The 24,517-nt window shown below is 64.5% G+C and carries 22 protein-coding genes and 1 pseudogene; 5 read left to right on the top strand and 18 right to left on the bottom strand.

What is annotated here, in order from left to right; all coding sequences use genetic code 11:
• Nucleotides 1-105 precede the first annotated feature (105 nt).
• The 4 genes from ppc to EWM63_RS01120 form a co-directional block, all read right to left on the bottom strand.
• Nucleotides 106-2,958, bottom strand: a complete 2,853-nt coding sequence (gene ppc, locus EWM63_RS01135) for a phosphoenolpyruvate carboxylase (protein ID WP_130184907.1) — start codon at nt 2,956-2,958, stop codon at nt 106-108.
• A gap of 330 nt (nt 2,959-3,288) precedes the next feature.
• Nucleotides 3,289-4,365, bottom strand: a complete 1,077-nt coding sequence (locus tag EWM63_RS01130; protein ID WP_130184906.1) for a S41 family peptidase — start codon at nt 4,363-4,365, stop codon at nt 3,289-3,291.
• A gap of 199 nt (nt 4,366-4,564) precedes the next feature.
• Entirely contained in the window at nt 4,565-5,317 is a 753-nt protein-coding gene (locus EWM63_RS01125; RefSeq protein ID WP_130190101.1) for a LytR/AlgR family response regulator transcription factor, read from the bottom strand.
• On the bottom strand, nt 5,317-6,672 hold the full coding sequence (locus EWM63_RS01120) for a sensor histidine kinase (RefSeq protein WP_130184905.1): 1,356 nt from the start codon (nt 6,670-6,672) through the stop codon (nt 5,317-5,319). Before EWM63_RS01120 ends, EWM63_RS01125 begins: the two co-directional genes overlap by 1 nt.
• 277 nt (nt 6,673-6,949) lie before the next feature.
• Between EWM63_RS01120 and EWM63_RS01115 the strand changes: the two genes are divergently transcribed.
• Complete coding sequence (locus tag EWM63_RS01115) at nt 6,950-8,482, top strand: sensor domain-containing diguanylate cyclase (RefSeq protein ID WP_229487663.1); 1,533 nt, start codon at nt 6,950-6,952, stop codon at nt 8,480-8,482.
• 9 nt (nt 8,483-8,491) lie between these two features.
• Here EWM63_RS01115 and EWM63_RS01110 read toward each other — a convergent pair whose 3' ends face one another.
• The 5 genes from EWM63_RS01110 to EWM63_RS01095 all read right to left on the bottom strand — a co-directional run bounded on the left by EWM63_RS01110 (nt 8,492) and on the right by EWM63_RS01095 (nt 11,877).
• A complete protein-coding gene (locus tag EWM63_RS01110; protein ID WP_165390711.1) occupies nt 8,492-9,781 on the bottom strand; it encodes a GGDEF domain-containing protein in 1,290 nt (429 codons plus the stop codon).
• A gap of 254 nt (nt 9,782-10,035) precedes the next feature.
• Entirely contained in the window at nt 10,036-10,671 is a 636-nt protein-coding gene (locus EWM63_RS01105; protein ID WP_229487916.1) for a glutamine amidotransferase-related protein, read from the bottom strand.
• Nucleotides 10,638-10,766, bottom strand: a complete 129-nt coding sequence (locus EWM63_RS32785; protein WP_259772522.1) for a hypothetical protein — start codon at nt 10,764-10,766, stop codon at nt 10,638-10,640. Before EWM63_RS32785 ends, EWM63_RS01105 begins: the two co-directional genes overlap by 34 nt.
• A gap of 11 nt (nt 10,767-10,777) precedes the next feature.
• The gene (locus EWM63_RS01100) at nt 10,778-11,320 is read right to left on the bottom strand and encodes a peroxiredoxin family protein (RefSeq protein ID WP_130184903.1); all 543 of its coding nucleotides are present in this window, start codon (nt 11,318-11,320) and stop codon (nt 10,778-10,780) included.
• Nucleotides 11,317-11,877 (bottom strand): carboxymuconolactone decarboxylase family protein, encoded by a 561-nt coding sequence (locus EWM63_RS01095; RefSeq protein ID WP_130184902.1) that lies wholly within the window; start codon nt 11,875-11,877, stop codon nt 11,317-11,319. Before EWM63_RS01095 ends, EWM63_RS01100 begins: the two co-directional genes overlap by 4 nt.
• Before the next feature lie 426 nt (nt 11,878-12,303).
• Here EWM63_RS01095 and EWM63_RS01090 point away from each other — a divergent pair, with 426 nt between their 5' ends.
• Complete coding sequence (locus EWM63_RS01090; RefSeq protein WP_229487662.1) at nt 12,304-12,858, top strand: hypothetical protein; 555 nt, start codon at nt 12,304-12,306, stop codon at nt 12,856-12,858.
• A 173-nt stretch (nt 12,859-13,031) separates the two neighbouring features.
• Here EWM63_RS01090 and EWM63_RS01085 read toward each other — a convergent pair whose 3' ends face one another.
• Nucleotides 13,032-14,288, bottom strand: coding sequence for a hypothetical protein (locus EWM63_RS01085; protein WP_130184901.1), 1,257 nt, complete (start codon nt 14,286-14,288; stop codon nt 13,032-13,034).
• Nucleotides 14,289-14,345: 57 nt separating this feature from the next.
• On the bottom strand, nt 14,346-14,573 hold the full coding sequence (locus EWM63_RS01080; RefSeq protein ID WP_130184900.1) for a hypothetical protein: 228 nt from the start codon (nt 14,571-14,573) through the stop codon (nt 14,346-14,348).
• 472 nt (nt 14,574-15,045) lie between these two features.
• Between EWM63_RS01080 and EWM63_RS01075 the strand changes: the two genes are divergently transcribed.
• A complete protein-coding gene (locus tag EWM63_RS01075) occupies nt 15,046-15,327 on the top strand; it encodes a hypothetical protein (protein ID WP_130184899.1) in 282 nt (93 codons plus the stop codon).
• Between the two features lie 1,031 nt (nt 15,328-16,358).
• Here EWM63_RS01075 and EWM63_RS01070 read toward each other — a convergent pair.
• On the bottom strand, nt 16,359-17,078 hold the full coding sequence (locus EWM63_RS01070) for a hypothetical protein (protein ID WP_130184898.1): 720 nt from the start codon (nt 17,076-17,078) through the stop codon (nt 16,359-16,361).
• A gap of 23 nt (nt 17,079-17,101) precedes the next feature.
• On the opposite strand from EWM63_RS01070, the pseudogene EWM63_RS01065 reads away from it, so the two are divergent.
• Nucleotides 17,102-17,497, top strand: a pseudogene (locus EWM63_RS01065) (GGDEF domain-containing protein); the annotation flags it as partial.
• Between the two features lie 190 nt (nt 17,498-17,687).
• Here the strand turns inward: EWM63_RS01065 and EWM63_RS01060 are convergent.
• Nucleotides 17,688-18,830, bottom strand: a complete 1,143-nt coding sequence (locus EWM63_RS01060; RefSeq protein WP_130184896.1) for a branched-chain amino acid ABC transporter substrate-binding protein — start codon at nt 18,828-18,830, stop codon at nt 17,688-17,690.
• A gap of 124 nt (nt 18,831-18,954) precedes the next feature.
• The gene (locus tag EWM63_RS01055; RefSeq protein WP_229487661.1) at nt 18,955-20,220 is read right to left on the bottom strand and encodes an acyltransferase family protein; all 1,266 of its coding nucleotides are present in this window, start codon (nt 20,218-20,220) and stop codon (nt 18,955-18,957) included.
• A 281-nt stretch (nt 20,221-20,501) separates the two neighbouring features.
• Here EWM63_RS01055 and EWM63_RS01050 point away from each other — a divergent pair, with 281 nt between their 5' ends.
• On the top strand, nt 20,502-20,951 hold the full coding sequence (locus tag EWM63_RS01050; RefSeq protein WP_130184895.1) for an FKBP-type peptidyl-prolyl cis-trans isomerase: 450 nt from the start codon (nt 20,502-20,504) through the stop codon (nt 20,949-20,951).
• A gap of 159 nt (nt 20,952-21,110) precedes the next feature.
• Here the strand turns inward: EWM63_RS01050 and EWM63_RS01045 are convergent, their stop codons facing one another.
• Genes EWM63_RS01045 through sdhC form a run of 4 tightly spaced genes read right to left on the bottom strand, consistent with a single transcriptional unit; the run spans nt 21,111 to nt 24,395 of the window.
• Entirely contained in the window at nt 21,111-21,821 is a 711-nt protein-coding gene (locus EWM63_RS01045) for a succinate dehydrogenase iron-sulfur subunit (RefSeq protein WP_130184894.1), read from the bottom strand.
• Between the two features lie 11 nt (nt 21,822-21,832).
• The gene (gene sdhA, locus EWM63_RS01040; RefSeq protein ID WP_130184893.1) at nt 21,833-23,611 is read right to left on the bottom strand and encodes a succinate dehydrogenase flavoprotein subunit; all 1,779 of its coding nucleotides are present in this window, start codon (nt 23,609-23,611) and stop codon (nt 21,833-21,835) included.
• A gap of 3 nt (nt 23,612-23,614) precedes the next feature.
• The gene (sdhD, locus tag EWM63_RS01035; RefSeq protein WP_130184892.1) at nt 23,615-23,977 is read right to left on the bottom strand and encodes a succinate dehydrogenase, hydrophobic membrane anchor protein; all 363 of its coding nucleotides are present in this window, start codon (nt 23,975-23,977) and stop codon (nt 23,615-23,617) included.
• 1 nt (nt 23,978) lies between these two features.
• Nucleotides 23,979-24,395: a succinate dehydrogenase, cytochrome b556 subunit gene (gene sdhC, locus EWM63_RS01030; RefSeq protein ID WP_130184891.1), complete on the bottom strand. Its 417-nt coding sequence runs from the start codon at nt 24,393-24,395 to the stop codon at nt 23,979-23,981.
• Between the last annotated feature and the right edge of the window lie 122 nt (nt 24,396-24,517).

Raw genomic sequence — 24,517 nt, 5'->3', positions numbered from 1 at the left:
GTCCTCCATGGTGGAAAGCACGGGCTCCCATCATGCCGGCCGGCGGCTATGCGCGCATCGGCCATGTGTCCGGATTCATTGCACGATCCTCCAGCCGGGCGCTGGTCAACCCGTGTTGCGCAATCCCGCCGCCACGCCGTTGATCGACAGGTGAATCCCGCGGTGCACGCGGTTGTGGCGATCCTCCGGCGCTGCGGGGTGTGCCCGGTGGCGGCCGATCAGCTCGACCTGCAGGTGGTTCAGCGGATCGAGGTAAGGGAAGCGGTTCCGGATCGAGCGTGCCAGGCTCGGATTGTCGACCAGGCGCTCGCCCTTGCCGGTGATAAGTTCCAGGCAGCGCAGGGTTGTCGCGTGTTCGCCGGCGATGCGCCCGAAGATGCGCTGGCGCAGGTCGGCATCGGGCACCAGCGCGGCATAACGGGAAGCGATCGCCAGGTCGGTCTTGGCCAGCACCATGTCCATGTTCGACAGGAGCGTGGCGAAGAATGGCCACTGTTCCCCCATCTCGCGCAGGGTGGCCAGGCGCGCCTCGCGGTCGCCGCCATTGCCGTGGTCACCATCGTCGAGCCATCCGGCGATGGCGGAGCCGAAGCCGAACCAGCCGGGCAGCAGCACGCGGGACTGGCCCCACGAGAAGCCCCACGGAATGGCGCGCAGGTCTTCGATGCGCCGGGTCGACTTGCGTGATGCCGGGCGCGAGCCCAGGTTCAGTTCGGCGATCTCGGCGATCGGTGTCGATGCAAAGAAGTAGTCGGTGAAGCCCGGGGTCTCGTACACGAGGCCGCGGTAGGCGTGGTAGGCGCGTTGCGACAGGTCGGCCATCACGTGTTCGAACGTGGCGAGCCGTCCCGTGGCTTGAGGACCGGCGCCGGCGGGCAGCAGGCCCGCCTCGAGGGTGGCGGCCACCAGTAGTTCCAGGTTGCGGCGCCCGATCTCGGGATTGGAAAACTTCGAGGCGATGATCTCGCCCTGTTCGGTCAGGCGGATCTGGCCGTTCACGGTGCCCGGCGGCTGGGCCAGGATCGCCTCGTAGCTCGGGCCGCCGCCGCGGCCCACGGTGCCGCCACGGCCATGGAACAGGCGCAGGCGCACGCCGGCGTCGGCGAACACGTCCACCAGCTTCAGCTCCGCCTGGTACAGCTCCCAGTTCGACGTGAGGAAGCCGCCATCCTTGTTCGAATCCGAATAGCCCAGCATCACTTCCTGCAGGCGGCCCTGGTGGCCGATCAGTTGCGCCACCGGCGGCAGCGCCATCCAGTCGGCCATGATGCCGGCGGCGCGCTGCAGGTCGGGAATGGTTTCGAACAGCGGCACCACCATCACGTCGCCGCGCATGTCCTGCGGGCGCAGCAGGCCCGTTTCCTTGTGCAGCACGAGCACTTCGAGCAGGTCGGACACGGTTTCCGTGTGCGAGATGACGTACTGGCGGATGGCCCGCGCGCCGAAGCGCTGGCGCAGTTCGCGCGCGGTGCGCAGGATCTCCAGCTCGGAAGCGGTGGTCCCGGAATACTCCAGGAACGGCGAGAACAGCAGGCGGGGCCTGGACAGTTCGCCCAGCAGCAGCGCCACCTTGGCGTCTTCCTCCAGCGCCGCGTAGTCCGCTTCGACGCCGCCGCGGGCGAACAGCTCGGCCAGTACCGCCTCGTGCACGTCCGAACCCTGGCGCATGTCGAGCGAGGCCAGGTGGAAGCCGAAGATGCGCGCCGCGCGCAGCAGGCCATCGAGGCGCGGCTCCGCGAGGATCGCGCCGTTGTTGGCGGCCAGCGACGCGGCAAGCACCGACAGTTCCGCCTGCAGCTCGGCGGCATCGCGGTAGGGCAGGGCGTCGGCCGCCTTGTGCGGAGTCTCCGCTACGCCCAGTTCGCGCGCGGTGGCGGCCAGGCGCGCATGGATGCCGATGAGGGCGCGGCGGTACGGTTCATCGTTGCGGTGCGGCGAATCGTCGGGGGACGCTTCGATCAGTGCCAGCAAGGCGTCGCTGGCCGGCACCAGCAGCGTGGACGTCGACAGCTCGGTGCCCAGTGCCCGCACTTCGTCGAGATAGAACTCGAGGATGGTGGCGGACTGGCGCAGCAGCGCGTGGCGCATCGTGGCGGCGTTGACGTTCGGGTTGCCATCGCGGTCGCCGCCGATCCAGCTGCCCATCTGCAGGTAGTCGGCGTCGCCCAGTTCCAGCGCGGCGCCGCCGTAGCCGTGCGCGATCTCGCGCGCGACATCGTCGTACAGGGCGGGCAGTTCGCGCAGGAACGTGGTGCGGTAGTAGGACAGGGCGTTGTCGATCTCGTCGGCGACTGTCAGCTTTTCATAGCGCAGCATGCGGGTCTGCCACAGCGTGGCGATGCGCGCCTGCAGCAGGCGCACGTTGCGCTCCCGTTCCCGGGGCGTGAGCGGCAGGTCGCGCTCGGCGAGCAGGGCGGCGATCGCGTGTCCGGCATCGAGGATGCTCTTGCGCTGCGCCTCGGTGGGGTGGGCAGTCAGCACCGGCGCGATGAGCGCCTCGCGCAGGAACGAGGCGACGGCGTCGCTGCCCACGCCCGCTTCCTTCAGCCGCATGACCGCGTGCGCCACGGTCGATGGCTGCGGCGCCGAACCGGCCAGCAGGTGGGCGCGACGACGGCGGTTGTGGTGCCGGTCCTCGGCGATGTTGGCCAGGTGCGAAAAATAGGAAAACGCGCGCACCACGGCATTGGTCTGTTCGGGCGCGAGGTTGGCGAGCAGCGCCGACAGTTCGGCGCCCGCGGCAAGGTCGTCTTCCCGGCGGAAGCGCACGGCGCTCTGGCGGATCGTTTCCACCACGTCGAACACGACATCGCCTTCCTGTTCGCGGATCACGTTGCCGAGCAGGCGGCCGAGGAGGCGGATGTCTTCCTTCAACGGTGCATCCTTGTCCGGGTCCGGCAGGCGGGTCGCGGTGGGCAGGGCTGGTTCGCTGTGGTCGTGGAGAGCGCTTGTTTGCATGGCGATGGATTCAAGAATATTGGGTTCATGGCCGGCATGCCTCCCGCATCGGGGGGCTCGTCGGAGCGCCGATATAAAAATTGGCGAATCCCGAGCTTTGCCGCTGCGCGCGCGGCATGCCGTGACTTTTCCAAATATTGTTCAATCGCCAAGCGGCTGTCAATGGAAATGTAGCTTGCAACAAAATTACAACGGAATTTACGTAAATTTCCTACGTGCGTTTCGACTACATCCGGCTGTAGTTGACTTTGCTGTCATCGACCTTGTAATTTCCGCGATCCGGCAGGCATCCTCGACGCCCGGGCACGCCGGGACGCCATGGCGGCGCAATCAATGTCCCGCGGCGACGAGCGGGGCGTCTACGTGAAGCCGACGCTGCAGCAGGTCCCTGGCCACCGCGAGCGCCTGATCCGGCTTTGCCGCGATATCCGGGATGACACCCACGCCTTCCCAGTTGGTCTGGGTAAGCGGGCTGACGGGGCGCACGTCGGGAATCACGGCGAAGAAATGCTCGCCGAGCCGGAAAGGCCGCGCCAGGTGGGCGCCGCCCCAGGTCCGCTCGCCGATCACCGTCGCGCGCTTCAGTGCCTGCATCGTGTAGGCAAAGTCTTCGCAGCCGGATATCGTGCCCGGGCCGACCAGGATGACGACCGGTTTCTTGCCGCCATAGCGCTTGCCGCCAGGCTTGTCCACCGTCCATTGCCGGGTGGTGACGTTGGTACGCCGGTCCCACAGGTCGTTGAGGCGGGTACGCTGGTCGACGAAATAGCTGACCAGCAGGGCCACCGATCGCGGGTCGCCGCCGCGGGTGTCGCGCAGGTCCACGATGAGGCCCCTGGTGTCGGCGAGTTTGTCCATCGCCTTGGCGTATTTTTCGGCCACGAGGAAATGCGGCGGGAAGCTGGAAAGCTGCAGGTAGCCGATGCCGGCGTCCAGGTGATCGACCTTCTCGACGTCAAGGTCCGATACGTGACGGAACAGCCGCAGGGGAAGGGGAGCCGACCGTTCCCACTCCGCCAGCGTCGCGGGGGGCGGCCCGACCGGCTCGGGCGGGACCGGCCGGGGGCTGAACTCTACCGCCATATGCAGGTCGTGGACCACGCCGCGCACGTCGTTCGTCAGCTGCCTTGCCAGCTGTTCGCCATCCGTCAAGCCATCGTACTTGCCCTCTTGCTGGCGCTGGCGCAGCACCGTTTCGATCGCCCGGGCCTTGTCGGGAAAGATATAGTGCTCGTTCAGCTTTGCCACCAGCGTATCGATGGTCTGCGACCGCATCGCGCGATCGATCGCCATCTTCGGCGGCGGATTGACCCTTTCCCAGAGCGGCCGCCACATGGGCTGGGTGACGACTGCCCCAACCATGGCCAGCGCCAGCAAAGACGGTATGACGATCCATTTCTTCTGCATTTCTCTCTCTCCTCCTGGTTGACATCAATGGGTTTGCCGATGGCGCGCGCGTGCCCGATCGGCGGCGTTGTCCACAGCCGATCCAGCGGCTCATCGAGCGCTTCGGAATGACGATTCCCGGTATGTGTCGGCAGTGACACCGCGGGATGGCACGACTGGCCATCGCCTGCGTTCACTGCCTCACCCGGCCGGGTCCGGGCTACATCTGGCGGAACTGCCGGGTAAAGGCTTCGCTGACGGCCAGGCGCTCGGCCCGGCCTTTCAGGATCACTTCCACGCTGGCGCATGCGCGCGCTTCGTGGTCGTTGCGTTCGATCCGGTCGACGGCCTGGAGGTTGACGATGGCGCTGCGGTGGATTTGCGCGAACTGCTGCGGGTCGAGCTGCTCGAGCAGGGTCTTCAGCGGCAGCCGGATCAGCGCATCGCCGTTCGCCGTCACCACCCGTGTGTACTTCCCGTCCGACTGGAAGTACAGCACTTCGCTCACCATCACCAGCCGCACCGTGTTGCCGCTCGACGCCTTGATCCACTTGAGGTACACCGGCGCGCGCTCCCGCTCGAACAGCTTTTCCCACACGACCGGTGGCGGGCTTGCGGCCGCGCGCGACTTCAGGCGGCGGATCGTCTGCAGCAGGCGCGCGGTCGTCAAAGGCTTGACGAGGTAGTCGGACGCGCCGGCATCGAAGGCGGCCAGCGCATAGTCCGCGTAGGCCGTGACGAACACCACCTGGCAGGACTCGGGGATGTGGCGCGCTACCTCCATGCCGTTCAGGCCGGGCATCTGGATGTCCAGGAACACGATGTCCGGCCGCAAAGCGTCGATGGCCGCCACCGCGTCGATGCCGTTCGCGGCGTGGCCGGCGATGTGCAGCTCGGGCCACAGGATGTGCAGCTGGTCCGCCAGTTCCGCGCGCAGCAGCGGCTCGTCTTCGACGATCAGGGCAGTCGGCATCACGCGTCCCTTCCTGCCACGGGCACCGTCAGCACGGCCCTCACACCCCGTGCATCGCCTTGCCCTGCATTAGGTTCCATCCCGGGCTCCACGACCAGGCTGGCCTCGCGCCCGTACAGCAGCATCAGGCGTTCCGCGATATTCGCCAGGCCCGTGCCTTCGCCGGCCTGTTCGGTCAAGCCGACGCCGTCGTCGACCACGGACACGCTCAGCAGCTGTCCGCCGTTCCTGCGCTCGCACCATGCGTCGATGGTGATCAGGCCGGGCCGGCTGGCCCGTTCCAGGCCATGCTTGACCGCGTTTTCCACCAGCGAGATCAGCATCGCCGGCGGAAACGGCAGGCGGCGCAAGTCCTCGTCCACGGCGACGTCGAAGCGCAGGCGCTCGCCCATGCGGATACGCATGATCGCCAGGTAGTCGCTGGCCAGATCCAGTTCCCGGCCCAGGGTCGAGGACACCGAGCGCATGTCCGGCAGCGCGTTCTGCAGGTAGCCGACCAGGTGGTCGAGCATGTCCTGCGCGGCCTGCTGGTCGGTGCGGATCAGGTATTTCAGGTTGGCCAGGGTATTGAACAGGAAGTGCGGCTCGACCTGGGCCTGCAGCGCCGACAGGCGCGCCTGCAGCGACGTGCGTTCCAGCTCGCGTTCCCGGCGTGCCGCTTCCAGCGCGGCCGCGTGGCGCTCGAGGTGTTGGCGCAGCTGGGCGCACACCGTCTCGGCGGCCTTCAGCGACTGGCCCTGCTGGATCGCGAACCAGGCCAGGCCCGGGCGGCTGCGCAGCTCGATGCGGCAGCTGGGACCCAGCTCGGTCGATACCTTCACCTCGATATGGCGACCCAGCGCGAGCGGGCGCCAGCGGCCCAGCACGATCCGGCCCTTGAACGGGTCGTGGAAAAACGCCGGCGGACCGGCGTAGCCGAGCGCGGTGCCCAGCGCCAGTCCCGACAGGGTTTCCGTGCACAGGTCGAAGGTGGTGTAGGGATTGAACGGCGCCTCGATGCGGCGTGTCACCGTGGATGCGAGCCACTCGGCGGACAGCGCCTTGCCTTCCTCGGCCAGCCGGGAAAGAAAGCCGCGGGCGATGCCGCTGGACAGCAGCGCGAGCCAGAGCATCACGGCCAGCACGACGCCGCCGACCAGGTAAGGGTTCAGCTTGCGTACCCCGGATTCGCCCGGCGCGGCCGGGCCGATATCCAGCCCGAGCGGCAGCAGCGCGACCGCCAGCGACACGAACAGCAGCGAACCGGCATTGAAGCGCAGCGCCGACTGCAGCAGATAGCGGCGCACCAGGCGACGGTCATGCGCCACTTTCGGTAAGGGCGGCGCGTTGAACGGCGGGAAATCGGGAGAGCTCATTGCATCCTCGTGTTGGACTTGCCGCCATTCTAGCGGCGCTGGCAATCCTGCTTTCACCCATGCGACGAACGGCCGCGAATCGGGGAGGAATCCGGCGTCGGCGGGATGAATGCGGGAGACGGATCGCTGGGCGGCAATGCCGGGCGCGGCATGCGCCGGCCCATTGGCCCCGATGGCACAATAGCGCCAGAGGGCGGTCTCGAGCCCGTGACAAAGGCGCTTCTTGTTGCACGATCTACACGACACGACAGTGAATTCGCAGCCGCCCGGCGCGGGCGTGGATGACCAAGCCGGCCTGCTGCCCCCGCGACGCCACCCCGTCATACGGCTCGTGGTGCTGGCCGCGGCTCTGTCCTGCCTGCTCGTGATGGGCTTTTCCGCCTGGTTCGTCTGGACGTCGCGGCAGGTCCAGATCCGCCAGACCGAAGTGGCCACGTCGAACGTGGCGCGCATGGTCGGCGCGCAGGTCGAGTCCGCGATGAAGATCGCCACCATGGCCCTTGCCGACATGACCGAGCAGGTCGAGCACGATGGCACGACCGGCCCCGCGCTCGAACGGCTGACGGACAACCTCGAAACACTCGCGTCCACCACGCCGGAGCTGTATGGCCTGTTCGTCTACGGGGCGGACGGCAGCTGGCTGGCCACGTCGCTGGCCCGGACCGTGCAGGGCAACAATGCGGACCGCGCCTACTTCCAGTACCACCGCACGCACCCGGGGCGTGGCATCCATTTCGGCGCTCCCGTCAAGAGCCGCTCGACGGGTGTCTGGATCATCCCCGTGTCGCGGGCCTTCTACGATGCCGGCGGCAAGTTCGCCGGCGTGGCGCTGGTGACGCTGCGGATCGATTTCTTCGAGCGCATCTATGACGAACTCAATATCGGCAGGACCGGGACCGTGCTGCTCATGCTGTCCGACGGCACCGTCGTCTACCGCCGGCCCCTCGACGAAAAGCTGCTCGGCACCGACCTGTCCAACGGCGCAATCTTCGCCGAACTCCGGAAGCGCGATATCGGCTCGGCCATGCTGAAGGCGAAGGTGGACGGCATCGAGCGGCTCTACAGCTTCCGCCGCATGAAGGCGTACCCCTTCCTCGTGGCGGTCGGGCGGACCAAGGATGAATTGCTGAGCAACTGGCGGCGTTCGAGCCTGCTGATCGGCGCGGCCGCCTTCCTGATCAGCGCGGTATTCGTGGCGTTCGCGACAAAACTGATCATGCAGGTCCGCATCCGGGACACGCTCGACCAGCAACTGCGCCGCTATTCCGAACAATTGCGGCAACATAACGATGGCCTGCAAGTGCTGGCGCATACGGACAAATTGACCGGGCTGGCCAACCGGCGCCGGTTCGACGAGGTGCTCGATCTCGAACTGAAGCGCGCGAAACGCAGTGGAACACCGCTGTCATTGCTGATGATGGACCTCGACTACTTCAAGCAATACAACGACAGCTATGGCCACCGCGCGGGCGATGACTGCCTGCACGCCGCGGCGCAGGTGCTGGCGGGCCAGATCGTCCGGGCCGGCGACCTTGCCGCGCGCTATGGTGGTGAAGAGTTCGCCGTCATCATGCCCAATACCGACCAGCCGGGCGCGGCGGCGGTCGCCGAGCGGGTCCGCGCCGGCCTCCAGGCGCTGGCCATGCCGCACCAGCGGTCGCCGTTCCACATCGTCACGGCCAGCTTCGGCCTGGCGACACTGGTGCCGCAGGCCGTGCGCGACATGACGACCAGCGGCTTGATCGAACTTGCCGATGCGCAGCTGTACCACGCCAAGGAAGCGGGGCGGAACCGGATCGGCGCCGCATAGACCGGCGCTTCAGGCCTGGGCATGCGCACCGGTGGCGATTTCCACCCGGTTGCGGCCATTGCGCTTGGCGACGTACAGCGCCGCGTCGGCGCGCTTGATGGCCTCGCCCATGTCCGCGCTGCCGTGGATCGCGGCCACCCCGATCGACGCGGTCACGCGCAGGCCCTCCGGCCATGCCATGCCGGCCAGCCGGTTGCACAGCCGCCGCGCCAGCTCCACGGCATTGTCCTGGCCGATCCCGGCGCACAGGACGAGGAATTCCTCGCCACCCCAGCGCACCAGCTTGTCGGACCCCCGCAGCACGGGCGTGGCGACGGCGGCGAACTGCTTGAGCACCCTGTCGCCCACGTCGTGGCCATGCTGGTCATTGATCCGCTTGAAGTGGTCGAGGTCGATGAACAGGACGGCATCGAACTGCCCGTCGGCATTGCTTTCCTGGTCTTTCAGCAGCACATCGCGCAAGCCCTGGCGGTTGAGCGCGCCGGTCAGCGGGTCGTGCTTGACCAGGTCGGCCAGTTGCTGCGATTCGAGCTGGAGCGCGCGGTTGATGACCGTGAGCGTGGCCACGCGTGCCTTTTCGCTGCGAAGCTGCCCGCGGTACTGGACCATGCCGAGGGCGAGCCACGATGCGCCGTACAGGCACCAGGCGCAGACGAGCGCCAGGGCCAGCTGGCGTTCGCTGATCCATTTGCCTTCGAAGCGGATGGCCTGCACGTGCATCCGGTGGGTGCCCATTTCGCTGAGGCTGCCCGTGTACAGCTCGATGGAGGTGACATTGTCGAAATTTGGCCCGGTGCGCAGCAGCGGCACCTTCATCATGGAATTCCACCATGCGGCGGTGCGAAGCAGGCCGAGCGGGATGGTGACGCTGCCCGCCGGGGGAATCGTGAATTCGATCTCGTTGATTTTCTGCGTGCGGTAGTCCGCGACCGTGGAGAAACCCCGTTCGAAGTTGCGGATGGCGACGCGGACGTGGTGTTCGCCCGGGCCGGCGCGGTCCATCACCACCGTCATGTGGTCGAACACGGACAGGTCGATGCCGCCGTCATCGCGCCCCAGCAGGAAATGCACGCCGCAGTAAGGCCAGGCGTACGCGCTTTTCGTCAGCGTGCACGTGAATGCAAAGGGATTTTCCGGCGCCAGCACGGCCCGCGACATGCCGCCATCGGCGTGATCGTCCCGCGCCTCCACCGCATGGCCGCTGCGCGCCGAGATTTCCAGAACGCGCACCATGCCCAGCCGGTGCCACCAGAGCAGCGCCGCGGTGAGGATGATCATTGCCAGGGTGATGTACTGCATGGCCCGGCCGACTTGGTTTTTTCGCATCGCGGTGGGTCGAATGCCCGGAGTTCATGGGAGGTCCCGCGATTCGTGCGGGTGGAGCGGTAAACGTAGCATGGATATTGACAAGGAACAATATTTGCTGCCGTATAGGCAGTGTATGCATGGACCGTGATGGGCCGGAGCAACACCATGCTGGCCTTACCGCCAAGATGGCCTGCGCGGCACGATCCGGGATCGAAGGCCGCGCAGCCGCTGGCGCCGGCGCCCGTTCAGCGCGCATGCGCCGCCGGCAGGCCGGCAAGCCAACCGCGCAGCAAGGCCTGGCCGGCCTGTGCCAGCGTGTCGCCATGCCGGGACGTGTCGCGGCGCAGCGCGGCCAGGTCGGTGCCGGCCCGCGCCAGTTCCACCGCGTGCCCGGCCAGCCATTCCTCCAGCGCGTGCGCCGCGAACTCGGCGTGGAACTGCAGGCCCAGCGCATGGTGCCCGGCGGCGAAGGCCTGGCAGGGTGTTCCCGGCGTGGCGGCCAGCGATACGATGCCGGGCGGCGGCACGATGTTGTCGCCATGCCAGTGCAGCACCGGGATGCCCTGCAAGGCGCCGAGCGGGCCGGCGTCTGCCACCGTGTCGAGCGGCGCCCAGCCGATCTCCATGGCCGGCACGTTATCCGCCCCGCGGCGCTCGATGCGCCCACCGAGGGCGACGGCCATCAGCTGGGCGCCCAGGCAGATGCCCAGCGTGGGGCGGCCAAGGGCCAGCCGCTGGCGCAGGCCGTCGATTTCCGTGGCAAGCCACGGGTAAGCGGCCAGGTCGCCGGCGCCAAGCGGGCCACCGAGCACGACGACCAGCGCCGCGTCACGCCACTCGTCCGGCGTCAATGGCTGCGCGCCGGCGTGGCGGTACTCGATTTCGTAGCCCTTGGCGGCGAGGGGGCGGCAAAGCTGCCGAGATCCTCGAAGCGCACGTGGTACAGGGCGATGCAGCGGCGGTGCGTTACTTGCATGGACACTCCTTTCAGGTGACGGAGGACAGCGGAATGCGGCAGCCGCCATCGTCGCATGCCGCGTCATCCGCGTGTTCGTGCACGAGCCCCGCAATGAGGGCGCCCACCCGCATGTCGTCGGCCATGCCGAACACCTGCTGGCGCAGCATGCCCCGGCGGTCGAACAGCAGCAGCGTGGGCGTGCCGCGCATCCGGTACTTCGCCATCGTGCGCGGTACCGGGCTGCTCTCGGACGGCAGGTCGATGCCGACCGGGAAATCGATCCGGTATTCGTGGATGAAGGCTTCCAGCGCTTCTTGGCCCATCACCGCATGGTGCTCGAATACCGTGTGCAGGCCCAGTACTTCGACGTCGCCGCGGTCGAACGTGGCGGCGATCTTCTTCGCCTGGGGAATGCCGTGCGACACGCAGCCGGGGCACAGCATCTGGAACGCGTAGACCGCCACCACCTTGCCGCGCAGCGCGGCAAGGCTCACGGGCCCGCGGGCGTTCAGCCAGGCCGCCACCTCGAATTCGGGGGCGGTGCTGAAATCCGTCACGGTCCCGGCGCTCATTTGGCGCGCAGCTTCACTTGCGGGAAATCGACCGGCACGGCGAGGGCCACGTTCACATAGTTGGTGAACAGGTTCAGCGCCACGTGGGCCACGATTTCCACGACCTGGCCATCCTCGAAGCCGGCCGCGCGCAGCGCGTCGACTTCCTCCGCGCCGACCTTGCCCCGGTTGCGCACCACGCGCGTCGCGAAGGTCAGCGCGGCGGCCGTCTTCGGATCGTGCGACTGCCCGGCCTGGGCGGCCGTCATTTCATCGCTCGTGGCGCCGGCCTTGCGGCCCAGGGCCGTGTGCGCGGCCAGGCAATATTCGCAATCGTTGATGTCGGCGATGGCCACGGCGATCTGCTCGCCCAGCTTCGCGCCCAGCGTGCCGCTGCCGAGGGCACCGAAGGCGGCCCACATGCTGGCCAGCGCCGCGGGGGAGTTGGCGACGGCCTTGAACATGTTCGGCGTAACGCCAAAGGCGCCATGGATCTGTTCGAGCAGCGGCTGCGAAGCGCCCGTTGCGGTGTCGCGGGTGAGAAGTGCAACGCGGGCGGTGGTAGTAGTCGAGGCCATGATGTTTCCTTTCGGGTCGTGAAGTTAGGATTCCTGATTAATGATGGGGCAGTCACCTGGATCGGCACGCTGAAGACTGCTTGCCGTGCGTCCATGGAAAGCATCATAGCAGCGAATGTATAGGACTCCTACATAATCATAGCTATTGCTGGTTTAGCCCGGCGCTATGGCGGGATCGGCCCTGAACGGTAGAGGCTTGGCACAGTGAAGCCGGCGTCGTGGTCACCTGATACAGGTCGCCACGAACTAACAATGCCGTGCCAGCGCCGCGAAGATCCGGACATATAAAGCCGATTTCGAATACGAATAAGGCGACCAAGCTAGCTCCGCTTCTGGTCGGTTCCGGTCCTTCGTGACAGTTTGCGAATTTCCGCCTGGCCAGCTACTATGCCGCGGCGAACGGCCAAGATCGGCAAGGATCAGCCATTGACCAAGTACGCAGTTCGTTACACGAAAAAGGGACAAGACATGCTGGAACTGAATAATCCACGATGGCGTGAACTGGGCGATGCGTACGGTAGTGCCGCGAAGATTCCTGAGCTTCTTCGCCAGCTATCGGCTTTACCTGGTGATGACGGCAGTTCCGAACCGTGGTTCAGTCTCTGGAGCGCCCTTGCTCACCAAGGCGACGTGTACTCGGCTTCATTTGCAGCGGTTCCCCACGTTATTGCGGCAATCGCTGGTTCACCAGAACGCTTGCCCGATGTGTATTTTCACTTCCCGGCATGGATCGAAATCTGCCGGCACAAGAATGGCGTCGATGTTCCCGATGAGCTGGCAGCAGACTACTTCGACGCACTAAGCCGCATTCCTGCATTAGTTGCAAGTGCCAAAGGGAATCACTGGAGTGCTGCTTTTACAGCCTGTGCCTTGTCTGCCACGGCCGCCGCAAAGGGGCAATACGAGCTTGCAGAGGCGCTGCTGGAGATGACCTCATCGGATACCGTTGCCGAGTTCCTAGAGTGGTCCTACGACCGCTAAGGGGCAGGGAGCCGCCATACACTGGACGGCAGCAACCTGCCAGAAGCGGTCATACCAACTTTGACTGTCGCCCGAGGCTCCCATGCGCCGGGCCGTGCGATGGTACAGGACGCAGGTTTATTTACTAAGGGTAGTAATATAGAACTCCGCTGCGCAACGCTAGTCGGGGGGATCTAAGATGCCGCCGCGTCAGCAGGGACGTCGAAAACGAGAACGGTCATCAAAAACTCGCGGTTGCGGTCGCCATTCTGATGAAATATATAGCGGTAGCCGGAAGAGTGGGGCCAATTGACGACACGCTTTAAATTGGGGTGCGACTCGCATACATCCTTGACTCCTTCCAGTACGGTCGACGTCGCTGTACCGCGGTTAAACACCAAGATCGCGGTTTTGCTGTCCCGCCATGCCGTATAGCCGAGCAATTGGTCGATCGCCTCGCGAAACTTTTTCGGTCCCTTCCAGAATTTGCACTCAGCGATAAATGCATTTCGAGCACCTTCGCGGAGGAGGATGTCGGTCTTGCCATTCAGATTGAACGTTTCTCCTGTTGCCCTGCCCTCGAATTGTCCGTTGAGCTGCACGAGAAAATGCTGGCGAAGCGCCTCTTCGTCCATGGTGCTAAATGCACTCGGACTACGTTCCATAACCAAAGTCATCTGCTGGATGACATTTAGGGCATGCTCGTACTGGTCCATGGCCCAAGTAGGCTCTGGCTCGAACGGTGCAGTAGTGGCGATCGGCAAAGTCGGCAGTGCCTTTTTACGCACCGTCGGAATCGTGTAAGTAGCCGGCGCGTCAGCCCGAGTGCGTACCGGTATCCCCAAGTTTGTCAGGCGCCGGGTATTGGCAAGCAGACGACGCCGGCGCTCGTTAATCGCGGTATCGGCTGCACCTTGGAGACGCGCGTTGTGGGCAAAGATCTGGGGTGCCTGCCAATTTAGATACTGCTCGATTTGAGCAATAGTCGCATCGAGATCGGGTTTGATGTCGCGAGTGACGTCGTCCGCGATGTCGTAGGTAAGGATTATTTCTTGACCGGTGACCTCCGCGATAGGTGAGCTGGTCGTGTACGTGCTGGGCCGCGCCTTCAACAAGGGCGCCTCGCATATAAACGGCAAGTGCACAACAATCTTTTGCCCTGGACGATAGAAGGGGCGACTCCGGTCCTCGATCCACCGGTTATGGTCCTGGCTGACGTCAACTTTAGTTTCTGTTGCTTCAACCGACATCTGGTCGCGTTGTAGGTTCACTTGCTCAACGCTGAACTTTTCGACAAGATGAGCAATCAGGTCGTCATGGGCGGTATTCAGAAAACGCTCTGCTGGGATGTTGTCGACGGTAGTGCACAGTTCGTGCAGCGTGATATCGAGCTGGTGTTGAAGGTCGGTATCAGCAAAGAGATGGTTGTATCGATTGCCGGATCTGCGCATCAATCACTCACGAAAATAGGTCGGAAATAACGGGTATTGTTTGGTGATTCTAGCACTTCATACTTTCAGCTTTGCAATCACTGCGCTGGAACAGCGGCTGAACGTCGGCGTCCACGATTGTGGCGATGCGTGCAACTCGCTGAATGCAACGTTTGAAGAGCCTAAACGGAACACATGAGCGTCCGCTTTGGGGCGTAAGTAGCCTGTCGTGACAGTCTGTGATTTTTCCGGTTCGGCAACTGCTATGCTGCGGCGAACGGCCGAGTTCGGCCAGAAGCGGATCATGCAGATCCTGGATTAATGATCAGCTGCGCACGCTGAGGAAATTTATGGATACATCACAACGTTTGCAAGTCGAGGTGCTCTTCACGCCAACGGCATCAGGGGGGCGGAAGCCCTCATTAGATTTGACAACGGGCACTTACCGTCCCCATCTGATAACTGAGTCCAGCGAACTCCTTGGAGTTGTCTTCGTACAGTCGACCCCGCCCGTCGTAGAGCCAGGTGATTCGGCAGTTGCAATCGTCGCGTTGATGTATCCAGGCGTCGACTATTCAGCGCTCGTGCCTGGCGCAGGATTTCGCGTTGTGGAAGGGAGCCAAGTTGTGGCAACTGGCAGAGTTCTAATCTCCAAGCAAGCCTGATGGGAAGGTGTGCAATGGGTCGATAGCCGTCGTACACTGGGCGGCAGCAACCGGGGCAAGAGCGGACGGTCGCTGTTCGAAATTGATCGGCACAATAGATGAGGTACGCCGGATTGAAAATCCTGAGTTTACTGATCAACGGCTGGGCGTTCACTGCTGCGGGCATATTCCGAGGAGAACGGCCCTCGCTCTTGGTCGTTAGAGAAGACGAGGACTGGCAATTCTTGTGCGGTAACGTCGATAACGACGATTCGCTTAAACCCTACCATGTGAGCTTGGGCGTGTTGCTTGTTGCAGACCTCACCCTAAACGAGATCGCAGACCTGCTGCCTGGCTGGGAAGCCGAACGTTTCGAGATCGGGGCCGATTGGCTGAAAACTCATGGCCAGCAGTAAGTTTGGCATTGGCTGTTCCAATGCAAGCCGTTGCAGGGGTTATTAAGGTCCGCTTGGGGCGGGAGCTGCCTGTCGTGACAGGCCATGCCTTTTTTGGTTCGACGACCTGATACGCTGTGGCAAACGGCCGAGATCGGCCAGAAGCGGACCTAAGTCCCAGTCAGTTTTCCGGACAAATGACACCATAGACGCATACATGATCGCAGTCGATTTTTTCGGATGCAAAAGAGAGCAGATCGTTACTTGCACTTTCAAGAGGCATGTGATCGATTTCCGTGTATTGGCATCACAATGCCCGACGCTAGCGCGCTTATTTCGCTAGGTGAGGCAATCACGGGAAGAGCCGAGTTTTCCGCTGAACCAGTGCCGTTATCCCTTGAACCGTTCCGTGAACTTAGTGATTGTCTGCAGGCTAAGGTTGAACAGGCTTCGGCGGAGGAATTGATAGATGCCGGCGCGCGATGGGCGCAGCTATTGCCATGGAAACCACTCGACACGAACCCAATGGATTTGGCAGGATTTCTACTCCATCTCCAATCTTTAGCGCATGGGCCAGACAGAGAGGGAAACTCGATTTTTCTGTTGATGGAACCGGACAATTTGCCCACATTCTGACATTCGCCTATGTCCCCTATGGGGCGGGAGCGGACTTTGGCGTAGCGGACGTGCCCCAGCAAGCTGTAGGCGACTTCATTGTTGCAAGCTCCCGAACGAGCCGGTCTGGCTTCGTTCAAGACACGTATCTTGATGCGCATGCACAACATATCGGCACATGTGTACTATCCGTCGGGGGATCGACGAAAAATAATGTCTGATCCCATGATATAGTTCCTTGCATCAACTTTCGCCAGTCATGCTTCCGCTATTGCCTTTGCAGGCAGCATCGGGCAGAGGCCGGCGAACGCGATACCGTGAATGGCACCAGCTTCCATACCGACAGATCGCCCGCGCCGCTAGCGGGCAGCCGGTGCCTTTCTGCATTTTTCATCCGCCGGGCGGTACGGCATTCACAGCGGGAACGCACCGTGGATTCACCTGACCCCGCATCGCCAGCGCAGTCTCCGCTGCAACGCGCAGCGCATCGCTTTGCCGACCTGGTGCTGACCACCGACTTCAAGCAGCGGCGCCGGGCCATCGTGGCATTGATGACCGCGGGCGTGTACACGATCTGCATCGCCATCCTGTACTACGGCAGCGCGCGGGGCATTTTCAACAAGAACTGGATCGGCGCGCTGGCGCTGGCTTGCGCGGCCGTCGTCACCTGCTTTTATATCGCCATCCGCAGCGGCTTCAACCTGCGCTTCGCCGCGCCCTCGCTTGCGTTGCCCCAGGCAATCTGCGCGCAGACCCTCGTCGCGGCGGCCTACATGGTCACGGGGCCGGCCCATCCATCCGTGCTGGCACTGGCTGCCATGGTCATAGTATTCGGCATGTTCGAAATGCGTGCCAGGCACGTGTGGCTGCTGATGCGCTATACGCTCGTGCTGATGGGAGCCGTCATGCTCTGGTGCGCCGGCCACGACCCAAAGACGTACCAGCCCGATGTCGAGATCATCCACTTTGCGATGCTGGCGACGGTGCTGCCCGCGATCTCGTCGCTGTCCGCCCAGTTGAGGGCGATGCGCGAGCGCCTGCAGAAGCAGCGATCGGAGTTGCAGGTTGCGCTGGAAAAGATCCAGCGTGTCGCAACGCTGGATGAGCTGACCGGGCTGCCGAACCGGCGCCATGTGCGCACCCTGCTGGCGCAGCACATCGAACGCTTCGACCGCGGGGGGCGGCGTTCGCGGTGGCGATCGCCGACCTCGATCATTTCAAGAACATCAACGACCGCTATGGGCACGCCATCGGCGATGCGGTACTGGCCGGTTTTGCCGAGCGGGCCCGCGCGCACCTGCGCAGCACCGACGTGCCCGGACGATGGGGCGGCGAAGAATTCGTCATCATCCTGGCCGGCCCCGCCGCGTCGGACCCCCATCTGGGCATCGAGCGGCTGCGGCGCGCCCTGCTGGAAACGCCGGTCTGCGCGGAAGCGCCGCACATCCAGCTCACGTTCTCGTCCGGCATCACCGGCTACCGGAAAGGCGAGGCGATCGACGACGTGATCGAGCGCGCCGACAAGGCGCTCTACGACGCCAAGCACGCCGGGCGCAACCGCTCGGTCACCATGTAGCGCGGAGCGGGTCGCGCGGCATGGGGCAGCAGAACTACACCTTTGCTTCCAGGCCCGGCGTGGCCGACCGCACGAGGAACGCCTGCGTAGCCGCGCCCGGCAGCCGGATCTGTCAGGCCAGGGCGCTGGGCCCTGTAGGAACATGCCGCATCGCGATCCGGAGAAACGCAAGCGGAGGCACTTCGAGTGTTCAGCGCCCGCGCACCACCTGGAGCTTCACCTTCTTGCCTTGCCGGTAGGTAAACATCGTCATTGCCGCGTCGCGCAGGTCGCCCCTGGCGTCGAAGCCGATGTCGCCGGTGATGCCTTCATAGCGCACCTTCGCGAGGGCAGGAAGGAATTTCGCGGGCACGGTCGACCGTGCCTGCTGCATGGCCGTGGCGAGCACCATCACGGCGTCGTAGGCATACGGGGCGTAGGTTTCGACGGGCAGGTCGAAGCGCTCCCGGTAGCGCTCCGTGAACGCCGCGTGGCTCGCTTCCTGCGGGCCGTCGATGCCGCCGGCGACCACGCAGATCACCTTGTCGTCACCCAGCGCATCGCCCGCCAGCAGCGGCAGGCGCTCGGAGCAGATGCCGTCGCCGGACACCAGCCGCGCGTCGATGCCCAGCGTCTTCATCTGCTTGAGCATCGGCCCGGCCACGGCGTCCATGCCGCCGTAGAAGATCACGTCCGGTTTCTTGCCGCGGATCTGCGTGAGGATGGCGTTGAAGTCCACTGCCTTGTCGTTGGTGAACTGGCGGCTGACGATGGCTTCGTTGCCGGCGATGGCGCGTACGCCCTTGGCGAATTCGTCGGCGAGCCCCTGGCCGAACGCCGTGCGGTCATCGATGATGGCGATCCGTTTCGCCCGCAGCGCCTTGATCGAATAGGTGGCCAGCGTGCGGCCGATCAGGTTGTCGTTCGCCACCACGCGGAACGCCGTCCTGAATCCCTGCCGCGTGTAGACCGGCGTGGTGGCGGCCGGCGAGATCTGCGGGATGCCCGCCGCCGCATAGATCTTCGACGCCGGCACCGTGGTGCCCGAATTGAGGTGCCCGACCACGCCTGCCACGCGCGCATCGGCGAGTTTCTGCGCGACGGCCGTGCCGGCCTTCGGGTCGCTGGCATCGTCTTCCGCCATCAATACCCATTGCACCTTCTGGCCACCGATGGTGATGGCTTTCGCATTCAGGTCGTCGATCGCCATGCGCGCGCCGTTCTCGATATCCTTGCCTTGGTGCGCGCCGGGGCCGGACAGTGGAGACGCAGTGCCGATCTTCACGATGGTCTGGGCACTGGCGCCCGTGGCGAGAAGGCAGGCGGCAGCAACGATGGCAAGGCGGCGGACCATGACGGCTTTCAGAATGGAAAGCGCCGATTGTAATGCCGGGCTCGCGGAAGCGGCGCGCGCCAACGCCTCGGAAGGGCCGGGGAAAAGAGCTTATGGCGTGCAGGGCGAGGGTGAACGGCGCCTGCTACTTCGCCACCCCGGCCGGGCGTCGTCCGGTATCGGGCGGCGCATCCGCCCGCGTGGTGCGCACCGGTGCGATGCCCAGGAACGGCCGCAACGGTGCCAGGCGCCGCGCCGCTTCGAACAGGGCGAAGCTGCCGACGAAGGTGAGGACGATGATGACGGAGGCCTCCGTCACAGGCGGGATGCGCAGCGGCTTGAGCACCGTTGCCACGACGACGATCAACGTCTGGTGGACGATATAGACGCAAAAGACCGCGCCGGTGAGGTAGCGCCGCGCCCGGGCATCGCGATTCAGGTGCCGGTAGCCGAACCCGCACACGGTGAGGATGGCGCACCATTGCTGCACACTGCGCACGCAGGCGGTGGCCAACGCCAGATGGTCCCCTTGCCGCGACGCTTCCGGCACGGCATGCAGGCACACGAGCAGCGCCCAGCCGCCCAGCGCCAGGGCCAGCGTGACGAAGCGCAGCCGCGACGCTTCTTCCCAGAAGCGCTGCTGCCGGGCGACCAGCACGCCCACGAGGAAGACGGAAAAGTACACGGCGTGGTTGTACCAGTCGTCGACGAGCGCATGCGTGTCGCCGAAGCGGGGATGGAGGATCGCCCGCGCGAGGGCAAGGGCGACGATCGGCGGCAGCACGGCGCGCCATCCGGTGAGCACGCCGCCAAGCCACTGGCCAGCGGCGGCAAGGCGATCCCTGCCGGCGATGGCCACCAGTACCGACAGCACCAGCGTGTAGACCCACAGGTAGGCCACGAACCACAGGTGGTTCCATGCCGGCAGTGCCAGGCAATGCGTGTCCGTGCAGAACCCGGGGTCCGCCGCCAGGTAGCGCCCCATGAATTGCCCATAGCTGCCCTGGTAAGCCATCTTTTCCGCCACCTCGCAGAACGTTTGCGGTGGCACGAGGACGAGCATGCCGAACAGCAGCGGCACCAGCAGGCGCGTGCTGCGCTCGCGCAGGAACCGCCCGTCCGGCGCATTGCCCAGCAGGAGGCCCGACGCCGCGCCGCTGATGAGGAACAGCAGCGACATGCGCCAGGGCGATGTCAGCAGCAGGAGCGGCTCGACGGCCGTGCCGGCATGCGCGCTTTTCACGTGCCAGTCCCAGGGCCCGTAGTAGAGGCCCGTATGGAAGCAGACCAGGACGCCGAACGCACCGATGCGCATCCAGTCGAGGAAATACAGCCGCTGGGTGTCCGCCAGGCTGGACGAACTCGCCGGCGTGGGGATGCTCCGATCGCGTCCGTGCATCGCATTGCCCATCGCGCCTCCGTCATGCCATGGTTGGTGTGTCCACAGCTTAGGCTCCACGGTCGCCGATGCAAGCCGCGTGAAGAACTTGCGACAATTGGTGAAGCATCCTTACGTGCATGCTGAGCTGCGTGCATGCCGGGCTGGCGCGATGGTGGCGCGGTGGTGGCACGGTGGTGACACGATGGTGGCAATCCCCGCGACCGGCCGGCACGCCGCACCGGAGGTGTTGGCAGGAGCGCGGTCGCGATGTATGCTGCGGCGGCATCGGACAACCATAACGAAAGAACACCATGAAAAAGATGATCTCCTCCTGCGTCCTCGGCGTGGCCCTCACGCTGGCGCTGGCCGGCTGCGACCGCGCCAAGGAAGCCCCTGCGGCGGGCGCCGCGCCCGCCGTCGCCGTGCCTTTCCAGAAGGTCGATACCGTGGCCGGTACCGGCAAGGAAGCGGTGGCCGGCAGCACCGCCGTCGTCAACTACACGGGGTGGCTGTACGTACCCGCTGCGCCGCAGCAGCGGGGCGAGAAATTCGATTCCTCGATCGGGCGCGGCCCGTTCACGTTCCAGCTCGGCGCCGGCCAGGTCATCAAGGGCTGGGACGAAGGCGTGCAGGGCATGAAGGTCGGCGGCAAGCGCACGCTGATCGTGCCGCCGGACATGGGGTACGGCGAGGGCGGCGCTGGCCCGATTCCGCCGAACGCCACGCTCAATTTCGAGGTCGAACTGCTGGACGTGCGCTGATCGGCAAGCGATCCGGGCTTGCACCCATGAAAAAGCCGCGCATCGCGCGGCTTTTTCATGGCAGGGGCACACCAAGGCGGCAGGTCCGCATGGCCCATCAATGACAAACGCCCTGGATGCGGGGCATCCGGGGCGTTCCTTGAACGGTTCAGCCGGTGATCAGATCGCGCGGCGGACCATCAGTTCCTTGATCTTGCCGATCGCCTTGTTCGGGTTCAGGCCCTTCGGGCAGACGTCCACGCAGTTCATGATCGAGTGGCAGCGGAACAGGCGGTACGGGTCTTCCAGGTTGTCCAGGCGCTGGCCGGTGGCTTCGTCGCGCGAGTCGGCGATGAAGCGGTAAGCCTGCAGCAGGCCGGCCGGGCCGACGAACTTGTCCGGGTTCCACCAGAACGACGGGCACGACGTGGAACAGCACGCGCACAGGATGCATTCGTACAGGCCATCGAGCTCTTCGCGCTCGGCCGGCGTCTGCAGGCGTTCCTTCTCGGGCGGGATCGAATCGTTGATCAGGAACGGCTTGATCGACTCGTACTGCTTGAAGAACTGCGTCATGTCCACGATCAGGTCGCGGATCACCGGCAGGCCCGGCAGCGGGCGCAGGATGATCGGTTCGGACAGTTCGTTCAGGTTCGTCGTGCAGGCCAGGCGGTTCTTGCCGTTGACGTTCATCGCGTCCGACCCGCACACGCCTTCGCGGCACGAACGGCGCAGCGCCAGCGAATCGTCCACGTCGGACTTGATGCGCTGCAGCGCGTCCAGCAGCATCTTGTCGGTGTCCTTCAGCTCGACCGTCAGGTCCTGCATGTAGGGCTTGGCGTCCTTGTCCGGATCGTAGCGGTAAATCTTGAATTTCAGGGTGCGTGCCATGTTTTGCTACCTTAGAAAGTGCGTGCTTTGGGCTTGAAGGTTTCCACCGTCAGCGGCTTGGTGACGACCGGCTTGTACTCCAGGCGGCAGCCTTCGGAGAACCACAGCGTGTGCTTCATCCAGTTTTCGTCGTCGCGGTTCGGGAAGTCGCTGTGCGCATGCGCACCGCGCGATTCCTTGCGGGCCACTGCCGACGTGATCGTGGCCTTGGCCGTTTCGATCAGGTTGTCCAGCTCCAGCGCTTCCACGCGGGCGGTGTTGAACACCTTCGACTTGTCCTTGAACGACACGTGCTTGCGGCGTTCGTCCAGCTTCATGATTTCGTCGAAGCCGGCTTTCAGCAGGTCGTCGGTGCGGAACACGCCGCAGTATTTCTGCATCGTGGCGCGGATATCGTTGGCCACGCCCTGCACCTTTTCCGAACCGGTCGAGGTTTCCAGGCGGTTCAGGCGGTCCATCGCGAAGTCCGACGCATCCTTCGGCAGGTCCTTGTGTTCCTTCGCCTTCAGGTTCGAGGCGACGACATGGTTGCCGGCCGCGCGGCCGAACACCACCAGGTCGAGCAGCGAGTTCGTGCCCAGGCGGTTCGCGCCGTGCACGGACACGCAGGCGCATTCGCCGATCGCGTACAGACCGTTGACGATCTTCTGCGAACCGTCGGCAGAAGGTGCGACCACCTGGCCGTGGATATTGGTCGGGATGCCGCCCATCTGGTAGTGGATCGTCGGCACGACCGGGATCGGTTCCTTCGTCGCATCGACGTTGGCGAACTTGTGGCCGATTTCCAGGATCGACGGCAGGCGCTTCTCGATCGTCTCTTTACCGATGTGGCGCAGGTCGAGCAGCACGTGATCCTTGTTCGGGCCCACGCCGCGGCCTTCCTTGATTTCCTGGTCCATCGAGCGCGACACGAAGTCGCGCGGCGCCAGGTCCTTCAGCGTCGGCGCATAGCGCTCCATGAAACGCTCGCCCTGCGAGTTGATCAGGATGCCGCCTTCGCCGCGCACGCCTTCGGTGATCAACACGCCCGCGCCGGCCACGCCGGTCGGGTGGAACTGCCAGAACTCCATGTCCTGCAGCGGCAGGCCGGCGCGTGCCGCCATGCCCATGCCGTCGCCGGTGTTGATGAACGCGTTGGTCGATGCGGCGAAGATACGGCCGGCACCACCGGTGGCGAAGATCGTCGTCTTCGCCTGCAGGATCATCACGTCGCCCGTTTCCATTTCCAGCGCGACCACGCCGATCACGTCACCTTCGCTATCGCGGATCAGGTCCAGCGCCATCCATTCGACGAAGAAGTGCGTGCGGGCGCGGACATTGCGCTGATACAGCGTGTGCAGCAGCGCGTGGCCGGTACGGTCGGCCGCGGCGCAGGCGCGCTGCACGGCCTTCTCGCCGAAGTTCGCCGTGTGGCCGCCGAACGGACGCTGGTAGATCGTGCCGTCGGGGTTGCGGTCGAACGGCATGCCGAAGTGTTCGAGTTCATACACGACCTTTGGCGCTTCGCGGCACATGAATTCGATCGCGTCCTGGTCGCCCAGGTAGTCGCCGCCCTTGACCGTGTCGAACATGTGCCAGAACCAGTTGTCCTCGGCCATGTTGCCCAGCGAAGCACCGATGCCGCCCTGTGCGGCGACGGTGTGCGAACGGGTGGGGAAGACTTTCGACAGCACGGCCACGTTCAGGCCAGCTTCTGCCAGTTGCAGGGAGGCGCGCATGCCGGAACCGCCGGCGCCGACGATCACCGCGTCGAAGCGGCGGACTGGGATGGAAGATTTGATTGCTGCCACGATTTACACACTCCAGAGGATCTGCACCGACCACACGGCGCACGCGATCAGCCACATGGCTGACGCGGTTTGAATGAGGAAGCGAACGCCCACGTTCTTGATGTAGTCCTGGTAGACGGAAACGACGCCGACCCAGGCGTGATAGAACAGGCCGATCAGCGTGGCCAGCGTGAACAGCTTGAACCACGTCTGCGCGAACAGGCCGGCCCAGCCCTCATACGAGAAATTATTGCCAGTCAGGAAAGCGGCCAGCAGCACGACGGTGTACACCACCATCACGATCGCGGTGGCGCGCTGCGCGAGGAATTCGCCCAGGCCGTAGTGGGCACCGACGACGAGGCGCTTTGGTCCGATATTGTTTTTCATCTCAGAACACTCCGAACAGTTTCAGGGCGACCAGCAGGGTCACGACCAGGCTGATGATCAGCACGGCGACCGACGTCTTGCGGGCCGAATCCTTGTCCAGGCCCACGTGCGTGTCCATCACCAGGTGACGGATGCCGGCGCAGAAGTGGTGCATGTAGCCCCACACCATGGCCAGGATGACCAGTTTCGCGAGCGGGTGCGAAGCGATGCCCTGGAAGTGGGCGAAGGAGATCTCGGAGCGGATGCTTTCCTGCAGCAGGTACAGGATGAACGGCAGCAGCACGAACAGCAGCATGCCGCTGATGCGGTGCAGGATCGACACGATGGCCGAGAACGGCATGCGGTAGTTCGACAGCTCGGTAACGTGGATGTTGCGGAACTCTCGTCGCGCTTTTATTTGGGTTTCTTGTACAGCCATGGAGACCTCTCTCGCCTGGGTTTTAAATGACGCGCGCGACCATGCCCATGGTCAACGCAGGTTGCAAGGCACGGATTATGGTGAAATGCCGCTATACTGTCCAATATATGAAACGTTTGGAA

Origin of the sequence: Pseudoduganella lutea (genome assembly GCF_004209755.1) — a bacterium.
Lineage (GTDB): Bacteria > Pseudomonadota > Gammaproteobacteria > Burkholderiales > Burkholderiaceae_D > Rugamonas > Rugamonas lutea.
This window is presented reverse-complemented; position numbering and strand designations above follow the sequence as displayed.